This window comes from bacterium (assembly GCA_035528375.1).
GTDB lineage: Bacteria > RBG-13-66-14 > RBG-13-66-14 > RBG-13-66-14 > RBG-13-66-14 > RBG-13-66-14.
Genome location: DATKYS010000100.1, coordinates 26,958 through 33,705, shown reverse-complemented (window position 1 = coordinate 33,705; position 6,748 = coordinate 26,958). Strand labels below are relative to the sequence as shown.

Genomic DNA, 6,748 nt, shown 5'->3' with positions numbered 1-6,748 from the left:
TCCACAATCTCGAAGTGCCACTCGCCGGCGGAGGCCGCCCCGGCCAGCGCCAGCGCGAAAACCACGCAAAAAAGCCTCTTCATCGTAGCCTCATTTCACTTAAATACGTTTCAATCCACTTGAACGGTTAAACCTGGGAAGGGGAATCAGCACGCACTTAATATACACCCTTCCGGCGCGAAGGCAAGACAAAAGCGGTCCGGCGACCGCTCTTTTGTATTTCCGCCGGGGAGCCTTAACGACGGATGCGGAATCTGCGCTCGCGGGGCTCTATCGCCAGCATGATGAACAGACTTTTCATTTTCCCTCCTCTAATTTCTCGTTCTGCCTTTCACCCCCTTTGATACCCCCGGCGCGGGGTCGGTTTCACCGTTCGAAAATGACCGGCGGCCGCGTTCCTGCTATAATCTGGGAAACCACCACGGGGGAATCGCCATGCACCGGCTCATCCCGCTCGTTCTCGCGCTCGTCCTCGTCGTCCCCGCGGCGGCGGAGCTCACCGGCGCGGAAATCCTGGGCAATATAGACGAGGCGTTCAGCGTGGACGCCATGTGGAGCGTGGCCCAGGAGGTCATCACCACGCCCGAGGGCGAGACGCGCACCTTCACCATCGAGAGTTATTCCAAGAACGGCAACGAGCTGCAGCTCATGCGCTACCTGAAGCCCGCGAGTGTGGCCGGGACGACGTACCTCATGCTGGACTACGGCGACGACATCTGGGCCTACTTCGCCGACACCGACCGGACGCGGCAGATAGCCGCCAACGCCCGCCACCGCAGCGTCATGGGCTCCAACATGACCTACGAGGACCTGGCGGTGAGCGCCAACTATGCCGACAGCTACTCCGCCTCGCTCCTGCGCACCGTGACCTACGCCGGGGCTGAGTGCCGCCTCCTGGAGCTCGAGCCCCTCGGCTCCTCGAGCGCCTACTCCAGGCTGGAGTGCTGGGTGGATTCGGGCGACTGGCTGCCCCTGAGGACGGATTACTACGACTCCTCGGGCGAGCTCTTGAAGCGCTTCATCCTGAGCGACGTCCGCACCGTGGACGGCGTGGCGACCCCCTACCGCTACGAGATGACGGGGCTCCAGGACGGCTCGGTGACGGAGATGACCATCCTCAAGGTGCGCTACGACCTGGACATCCCCGACTCGCTCTTCAGCGTTTCCAGCCTGGGCAAATAGGGGGAAGGATGCGTCCGATTCTTTTTCTTCTGCTCGTGCTCGTCCCGGTTTTCGCCGGAGACGACGACCCGCCGCCGGTTTTCACCGACGATGCGGACGGGGAGGACGCCGGGCCGGTCCTCGCGACCGAACCCGAGTCGGGGGAGTTCGATCTGGCCGAGCTCTTCGGCGAGGGGCTGGACTTCGTCGGGCGGCTGGACCTCTGGGCGCGGTACTACGACACCGCGGACCGGGAGCTCGGCAACTACGACGAGGGGCGCTTCGAGCTCACCTCGCGCTCGGGGCCGACCAAGGTGGACCTGCTCCTGATTCTCTACGGCTGGGCCGGCTACGACGCCCAGTTCTCCGGGGGGAAGGAGTTCGACTGGCGGCTGGACCGGGCCAACGTGAGCTGGTTCACAGACTGGCTCGAAATCAAGCTGGGGCGGCAGCGGCTGGCCTTCGGCCCCGGATACGTCTTCAACCCCTCGGACCTCTACGTCCAGCCCAGCTTCACCGACCCCACCCGTGAGGACCTGGGGCAGGATTCGCTGTTGACCACGTTCTACATCGGCCGGTTGTCCGGGGCGCAGCTCGTCGCCGTGCCCTCGCGCGTGGCGGCGGACGGGGATTACGGGGCGCGGCTCTTCACCAATCTGGGCGGCTTCGACCTGGCGGCGTCCTACTACCACCGGGGCTCCTTCGCCGCGGACCGGCGGGCGCACTTCGTCGGCCTCTCCGCGACCGGCGAAATCACCATCGGGGACTGGGACGGGCCGGGGATTTGGGCCGAGGCGGGTATAGATTTACCTTACTGGAGCGCGCGGCCCGAGGGCGCCGACGACCCCGAAACGACCTGGCGCGCATCCGCCGGGCTCTCCTACACATTCACCGGGGATTTTTCCGCCCTGGTGGAGTACTACCACGACGACGCCGGGGCGCGGGAGTTCAACGACTACGACTGGGCCTCGCTCCTGACCGGGGGTCGCTTCGTCCTCGGTCGGGACTACCTCTTCGCCAACCTGGAATACGATCTGGCCTCGCTGGTCACTCTGACGGCGATGGGCCTGGCGAACCTGCACGACAGGAGCCTGGTCGCCGGGCCGGGGCTGCGGTTCAACCTCTCGGACAACGTGGGGCTGACGCTGGGCGGGTTTTTGTTCCTGGGCGGGGAGAAGAGCGAGTACGGCCACGGGGAGATAGATTTCGGGATGTACGCCATTCCCGCCTTCCCGCACGTGGCCTACGCCCGCTTCGACGCGGCGTTCTAGGACCGGGTGCCCTTCCCGGCCCCCCTCTCCCTGTGGGAGAGGGCTAGGGTGAGGGCTGCCTTAGAAAAAACGCGGCGGCCCGCAGAGGACTCGTCCTACGGAGCCGCCCTACATTAACGGAGAGGGCCGGGGTGAGGGTCGAGGTAGGGAGCGTAACGGCGGCGGGGATTAAAATCCCCGCCCTACATTACAGAGAGGTGTTTTTGTATAATCGCTCCCTGCATTTTGCACGGGAGCGAATTGTCGAATCTCACCGTAGTAACCGGCGCCGCGGGGCACGTGGGCGCCAACCTCGTCCGCGCGCTTTTGGAAAAAGGGCGGCGCGTGCGCTGCATCGTCCGCGACGACACCCGGGCGCTGGACGGCCTGGACGTCGAGCGCGTCCGGGGCGACGTCCTGGAGCCGGAATCGTTGAGGCGGGCCTTCGCCGGGGCCGACGTCGTCCACCACCTCGCCGCGCGCATCTCCATCCTCGGCGGCGAGCGCGGGCGGGTGTGGGAGACGAACGTGGCGGGGGTGCGCCGCGTGGTGGAGGCCTGTCTGGCGTGCGGCGTCCGGCGGCTGGTGCACTTCAGCTCCGTCCACGCCTTCGACCAGCGCCCACTGGACGAGCCGGTGGACGAGGCGCGGGGTCCGGCGGACGACCGTCGGAACCCGGTTTACGACCGCTCGAAGGCCGCCGGGGTGCGCGAGGTTCTCGCCGGTGTGGAGCGCGGGCTGGACGCGGTCATCCTCCACCCCTCGGGCGTCATCGGCCCGTGGGATTACAAGCCTTCGCGGATCGGTCGCTTTCTTCTGGGTCTCTTACGGGGGCGGGTTCCCGCCGCGGTGGCCGGGGGATTCGATTGGGTGGACGCCCGGGACGTGGCCGCGGGCGCCCTGGCCGCCGAGGAGCGGGGCCGGACCGGGGAACGCTACATCCTCTCGGGGCATTACGCCACGGTTGGCGAGCTGGTGGAGTTTTGGGGAAAAATTTCCGGGGCGCGGATGCCGGGCTGGACCTCCCCCATGTGGCTGGCTCGCCTGGGTGCGCCCTTCGTCGGGATGTATGCAAAAATTTTCGGGGCCGAGCCGCTCTTCACCACCGAGGCGCTCCACGCCCTGCGGGGGAACCGGGCTTACGTCCGGGATAAGGCGGAGCGCGAGCTGGGCTACTCGCCGCGCCCCCTGGAGGAGACCCTGACCGACACCTACGCCTGGTTCGTCGGGGCGGGGATCACCGAGGAGAAACCCGCATGACGGAGCGCGGGTTCTACCACATCCTGCTCTGGGCGTGGCTTGGGGTGGCCGCCGCCGTCTGCGTCCTGCTCTTTTTCGTCACCGCCCCCTACGGCCGCCACCTGCGCCGGGGCTGGGGGCCGACGATCGCCAGCCGCCTGGGCTGGATGCTGATGGAGGCGCCGTCGCCGCTGATCTTCGCCGCGCTCTTCCTCCTGGGTGACCGGACGGCGAACCCCGTCAACTGCGCCTTCCTCGCCCTCTGGCTCACCCACTACCTCTACCGCGCCTTCCTCTTCCCCCTCGGCCTTCGCGAGGGGGGCAAGCGCATGCCGGCGGCGGTCGTTTCCCTCGGCGCCCTTTTCAACCTGGGCAACGCCTACCTGAACGGCCGTTGGCTGAACCTCTTCGGTCCGGCGTACGGCACCGGCTGGTTCGCCGATCCCCGTTTCATCGTCGGGGCGGCGCTGTTTCTCGTCGGCTTCGCCATCCACACTCGGGCTGATGGGGCGCTCATCCGCCTGCGCTCACCCGGTGAAACGGATTATAAAATACCGCGCGGCGGGCTCTTCCGCTGGGTCTCCTGCCCCAACTACCTGGGCGAGCTCGTCCAGTGGGGCGGCTGGGCCCTGGCGACCTGGTCCCTCGCGAGGCTGGCCTTCTTCCTCTGGACGGCGGCGAACCTCGTACCCCGCGCCCGCTCCAACCACCGCTGGTACCGGGACAACTTTCCCGACTACCCCCCGGAGCGCCGGGCGCTGTTGCCCTTTCTCTTCTAGCCTCCTACGCCCGCCGGTCCTTGGTGTATAATCGGACGCAGGGACCGCATTCAGTGAGGGCGTGATGTTGAAATCGGCAATCGTCCTTTGGGTTTTCCTTTCGTCGGCGTTGCCGGTTTGGGCCGACGCCGGTGTTGGCCAGTGGCCCTCCGGCGGTTCGGTGGGCGTCGTGTCGGCGGAGGATCCTAAAATCCACCTAGCTCGGGAATGGGTGACGGTGGAGCTGGGTTCGGAGCCGGTACGGGGCGATGGCTTTACTTACGATGATTATTTCTACGAAGTCACGGGCACGTTCTCCCTGGTCAACGAATGCGCCGCGCAGAAAATCATCCTCTTCCTGCCCCTCCATCAGGTTGATTACCACGATCCCATCGTCATGCCGGAGGATTACGAGGGCGGCCTGACGGGGATGCTCGCGGGCACGGACGCCTGGATGAAGGTCAACGGCGAGAAATTAACCCACCTCCTCTACATCGTGAGGGGGCTGCACGAGGGGGACGATCCGGGCGACGGGCATCTCTTCAGGTCCGGCGACGGTCGTGAGTTCGCCCTCTGGCCTCTGGAGAGAATTGAGGACAGCGATTTCGTCGAAATTAGTCCCGGCGACCCCTGGTGGATCTGGGCCCTGACCACTGCGGAATTTCCGCCCGGCGAATCCGCCCTCGAGTTCCACTACCTCGGCAGGCCGGGCGGCAGCGTTATGTCTGTATTCTCGCCTGTGGATTACCCGTTGTGGAGCGGGGCCGGTTGGAGCGACCCAATCGGAACGGGTCTGGTGGAGTATAAAGCGGTGGAAGGGCTCACCGTGGATGACCTTTTCGGGTTTTCCGCTCCGGAGGGCGTTGAGGTTGAGATCACCGGTGACGGGTACGTTTTCCGATTTGAGAATTATGAACCGGACCGGTACGATTCCGTATCCGCCGCAATCGTGACCAAATCCGTTTTCAAGCTACCCGATAAGGGTTTGTGGTCGATTCCCAGTCTGGATTCTCCGCTGGTTGCCGAGGTCGAATCGCCGTACCTGTACCGCGACCTGGACCCCATACGGATTGAGGGTGATTGGATTGAGTTTTCGGCCCGGCTCGAGGGTGAGGAGGTGCGCGGCTGGGCGCCCCTGCAGTTGGAACCGGGTAACCACTATGACTTGGTTCAGCTTTGCGGGGATGATGTGGGCGGCGAGCTCGAGGTGATTTGGCACAACCCGATAAACTTCCGCACCGACCCGGATCACGGTGCTCCACAGGTATCGGGATGCCCGACGGTTCAGCCCCGTGCTTATCTGTATTTCATCGAGAGACGGGGGGATTGGCTGCGGGTCATATACCCCGTTTACTCCTCCGAGACCCGCTACTACCTCGGCTGGGTCCGCTGGCGCTACCGGGACCCGGAAACCGGTGTGGAGAACATCTACATCCGCTAAGCGGCGGATTGATTGTGAACGAGGTTTAATTCCCAAGAAGGTCTGATGATGAGCGACGGACCGACGGTGGAGCTGCTGGCGGTCACGCCGGAGCCGGAGCGGCTGATCGAGGCCGCCGGGCGGACCTGCTACCTCTCTCTGGACAAAACGGGGGAGGACACGGCGGCGCGTTTTTCCCGGATGCTGCTGCGTTCCGGCCACCACTCGGTCTTCGAGCACGCCTCGGCCACCTTCCGCGTCCGGGGCGGTTCCCGGGCCTTCACCCACCAGCTCGTGCGCCACCGCCTGTGCGCCTTCAGCCAGCAGAGCCAGCGCTACGTGGACGAGCGCGGCTTCGGAGTGGTCAAGCCCGATTCCATCGCCGGGAATCCCGAGGCGGAAAAAATCTTCAACGAGCACATCGCGCACAGTCATGAGGCTTACGACAGATTGCGTAGGCTCTGCGGCATCCCCAAGGAGGACGCGCGCTTCGTGCTGCCCAATGCCGCGGAAAGCGAAATAGTCATCACGGCGAATTTCCGCGAATGGCGGTACATCCTGGAGCTTCGGGGCGACCACGCGGCCCAGTGGGAGATCCGGCGGTTCGCCGTTGAAGTTTTCAAGGTTCTGGTCGGGCACGCGCCGAACGTCTTCGGCGATTTCCGCCTGTCCGGCGACGGTATGTGTTTGGAGAAAGTGGACCTTATCGCTCAACATGAACGTCGTACCCGAAAAGGAAAATTACGGCGGGATTCACCCGGAGACGATTAATTAGATGAGGTCTTTGTAAAAGCGTCGCCCGTGTTTCGCCCGGCGGCGTCACGATTATTGCGGTTTCGCCGGCCGTTTTTCGCACCGCGCTCAACCGTGGGCAATAATCGCGCCGCCGCCTGGGTTGACTCCCTATAGGCTGTTTATCG

At 64.9% G+C, this 6,748-nt stretch carries 6 protein-coding genes; all 6 read left to right on the top strand.

All coding sequences use genetic code 11. The annotated features are described in order from the left end of the window. The first annotated feature begins 435 nt into the window (after nucleotides 1-435). On the top strand, nucleotides 436-1,182 hold the full coding sequence (locus tag VM054_07870) for an outer membrane lipoprotein-sorting protein (protein HUT98976.1): 747 nt from the start codon (nucleotides 436-438) through the stop codon (nucleotides 1,180-1,182). Between the two features lie 8 nt (nucleotides 1,183-1,190). After that, on the top strand, nucleotides 1,191-2,432 hold the full coding sequence (locus VM054_07865) for a hypothetical protein (protein HUT98975.1): 1,242 nt from the start codon (nucleotides 1,191-1,193) through the stop codon (nucleotides 2,430-2,432). A gap of 240 nt (nucleotides 2,433-2,672) precedes the next feature. Beyond that, on the top strand, nucleotides 2,673-3,671 hold the full coding sequence (locus VM054_07860) for an SDR family oxidoreductase (protein ID HUT98974.1): 999 nt from the start codon (nucleotides 2,673-2,675) through the stop codon (nucleotides 3,669-3,671). Continuing rightward, nucleotides 3,668-4,429 carry a DUF1295 domain-containing protein gene (locus VM054_07855; GenBank protein HUT98973.1) on the top strand — a complete coding sequence of 254 codons (762 nt, stop codon included), beginning with the start codon at nucleotides 3,668-3,670 and terminating at the stop codon, nucleotides 4,427-4,429. The genes VM054_07860 and VM054_07855 overlap by 4 nt, the downstream gene beginning before the upstream one ends. Nucleotides 4,430-4,493: 64 nt before the next feature. Further along, nucleotides 4,494-5,849 (top strand): hypothetical protein, encoded by a 1,356-nt coding sequence (locus VM054_07850; GenBank protein ID HUT98972.1) that lies wholly within the window; start codon nucleotides 4,494-4,496, stop codon nucleotides 5,847-5,849. A gap of 48 nt (nucleotides 5,850-5,897) precedes the next feature. Then, nucleotides 5,898-6,599: an FAD-dependent thymidylate synthase gene (thyX, locus tag VM054_07845; GenBank protein HUT98971.1), complete on the top strand. Its 702-nt coding sequence runs from the start codon at nucleotides 5,898-5,900 to the stop codon at nucleotides 6,597-6,599. Nucleotides 6,600-6,748 lie beyond the last annotated feature (149 nt).

What these genes read in the sequence shown, in the direction of transcription:
- VM054_07855 (HUT98973.1), top strand. Translation starts at nt 3,668, where the DNA reads ATGACGGAGCGCGGGTTCTACCACATCCTGCTCTGGGCGTGGCTTGGG.
- VM054_07870 (HUT98976.1), top strand. Translation starts at nt 436, where the DNA reads ATGCACCGGCTCATCCCGCTCGTTCTCGCGCTCGTCCTCGTCGTCCCC.
- VM054_07850 (HUT98972.1), top strand. Translation starts at nt 4,494, where the DNA reads ATGTTGAAATCGGCAATCGTCCTTTGGGTTTTCCTTTCGTCGGCGTTG.
- thyX (HUT98971.1), top strand. Translation starts at nt 5,898, where the DNA reads ATGAGCGACGGACCGACGGTGGAGCTGCTGGCGGTCACGCCGGAGCCG.
- VM054_07865 (HUT98975.1), top strand. Translation starts at nt 1,191, where the DNA reads ATGCGTCCGATTCTTTTTCTTCTGCTCGTGCTCGTCCCGGTTTTCGCC.